This window comes from Bacillus sp. AFS055030 (assembly GCF_002574545.1).
GTDB lineage: Bacteria > Bacillota > Bacilli > Bacillales > Bacillaceae_G > Gottfriedia.
In genome coordinates this window covers 1-2,179 of sequence record NZ_NUGT01000052.1, presented here as the reverse complement: position 1 = coordinate 2,179, position 2,179 = coordinate 1, and the positions used below count along the sequence as shown (strand labels likewise).

General features: G+C 32.6%; 2 protein-coding genes. Both read left to right on the top strand.

Features of this window, described 5'->3' with window-relative positions:
* The first annotated feature begins 91 nt into the window (after positions 1 to 91).
* Positions 92 to 1,381: an IS21 family transposase gene (istA, locus tag CN925_RS15745; RefSeq protein WP_098847306.1), complete on the top strand. Its 1,290-nt coding sequence runs from the start codon at positions 92 to 94 to the stop codon at positions 1,379 to 1,381.
* Positions 1,374 to 2,126, top strand: a complete 753-nt coding sequence (gene istB / locus CN925_RS15740) for an IS21-like element helper ATPase IstB (protein ID WP_098847304.1) — start codon at positions 1,374 to 1,376, stop codon at positions 2,124 to 2,126. The genes istA and istB overlap by 8 nt, the downstream gene beginning before the upstream one ends.
* The last annotated feature ends 53 nt before the right edge of the window (positions 2,127 to 2,179 follow it).

Here is a 2,179-nt window from a genome sequence, read left to right as displayed (position 1 = left end):
TACAAATGCTAATTTAAATATGTACAAGATTGATTAAATAAAGATGTACAGTTTCGACTCTCTTCTACATACTAATCCTGGGGGGATTAGTATGTACGTATCATTAGATATTCAGACCAATTATGAGATTAAGAGTCTTTTAGACTTACCGAAATTAAAGTTACTTATGGGGAGTTTGAAAATGAGAATTAACAAGAGTCAGCTAGCGAAGGAATTAAATGTAGATCGGCGTACAATTGATAAATATTTAAATGGTTTTACTCCAAAAAAAACAAAAAACAAGTCTTCAAAAATTGATGATTTCTATGAGGTAATTTCACTTTTATTATCAAAAGATTCAAAACAAGTTTTTTATTACAAACGAGTGCTTTGGCAATATTTAAAAGAAAATCATAACTTGAACTGTGCTGCTTCTTCTTTTCGTAGATACATTCAAAGTAAACCAGAATTTCAAGCCTATTTTAAAGAAGGGAAGAGAACGAATTCAACTCAATCAAGTATCAGGTTTGAGACTCCACCTGGAGAACAAGCTCAGCTAGACTGGAAAGAGGACATTCGTTATGAAACGAAAGAAGGAGAAATCGTCCATATAAATGTGGCGGTGTTATTACTTTCTTACTCAAGATTTCGTACCTTTTATCTATCTATATCTAAATCACAAAGTGTTTTATTTTCGTTTTTAACAGAAGCATTTGAATCGTTTGGGGGTGTGCCGCAGAAAATCATGACAGACAATATGAAGACTATCATGGATCAAGCAAGAACGAACTATTCTAAAGGTATAGTGAATAAACGTTTCACACAATTTGCGGATGACTTTGGATTTAAAGTGCATCCTTGTATCGCAGGAAGACCAAGGACAAAGGGAAAAGTTGAATCACCTATGAAGTATTTGGATGAAATTCATGCATATCAAGGAAAGTTTAATCTTGAAGAGCTTCACAAATTTGTACAACAACTATGCGAAAGAATTAACCATAGTTTCCATCAAGGGACAGGAAAAATACCGATTTTTGCCTTAAAACAAGAAAAGAATCTCTTATTGCCCCTACCACGGCAACAAATAAGAGATTCTTACAGAATCAAACATACGCTAGTGAAAGTAAATTCAACCAACATGGTGTCCTACAAGTCTAACCAATACTCAGTACCAGCTAAGTACCGAGGTAAGACTGTAGGTCTCCAAGCATATGATGATCAGTTATTCATTTATTATAACACGGAGTTAATTGTTCAACACAAAATTAGTCAATTAAAAATCAATTACAAGGATGAACATTACAAAGAGGAGCTAAGTAAAGCTGTTCCTTATTATCCTGATATTGATCAATTAGCTAAGAAAAATTTAAAGGCAATTGGGGATGTGTATAAAAATGAATAATTCATATCATCAGCTAATTCAAAATCTAGAGTATTTAAAATTAAAACAAATGATTCAGCATTTAAGTGAAACAATCGATTTTAGTGTAAGTAATCAATTATCCTTCGTAGAAACACTGGTTAAACTCACTAACTATGAAATAGACGTAAGAGAGAAAAACATGATTCATTCGATGGTTAAAGTGGGGGCATTTCCCCACTTAAAAGAAGTGAGTGATTTTAGTTTTGAATTCCAACCAACAGTTAATAAACAACAAATCCTTGATTTTTTGACCTTACGTTTTATTGAAGAAAAAGAAAATATTGTATTTTTAGGTCCTAGTGGAGTTGGAAAAACACATTTAGCTACCGCAATCGGAATCGCGGCAGCTAAAAAGAGAACAAGTACGTACTTTATAAAATGTCATGAATTACTTCAGCAATTAAAAAGAGCTAGGATTGAGAATCGATTAGAATCACGGTTAAAGCATTATACAAAATATAAATTACTTATTATTGATGAAATAGGCTATTTACCAATTGACGCGGAAGATGCGAAGTTGTTCTTTCAATTGATAGACCTCCGATATGAAAAGCGAAGTACGATCCTAACAACGAATATTAATTTCAAATCGTGGGATGAAATCTTTCAAGATACCAAACTAGCCAATGCCATTTTAGATCGGGTACTACATCACGCAACAGTAGTAACAATTGTTGGTGAATCATACCGAATTAAGCAACATATTTCGAAAGAGAATGAGTGATTTTGTGCATACTTAAATAATCAAAAATGTACATACTTAGGTTGACATTTATA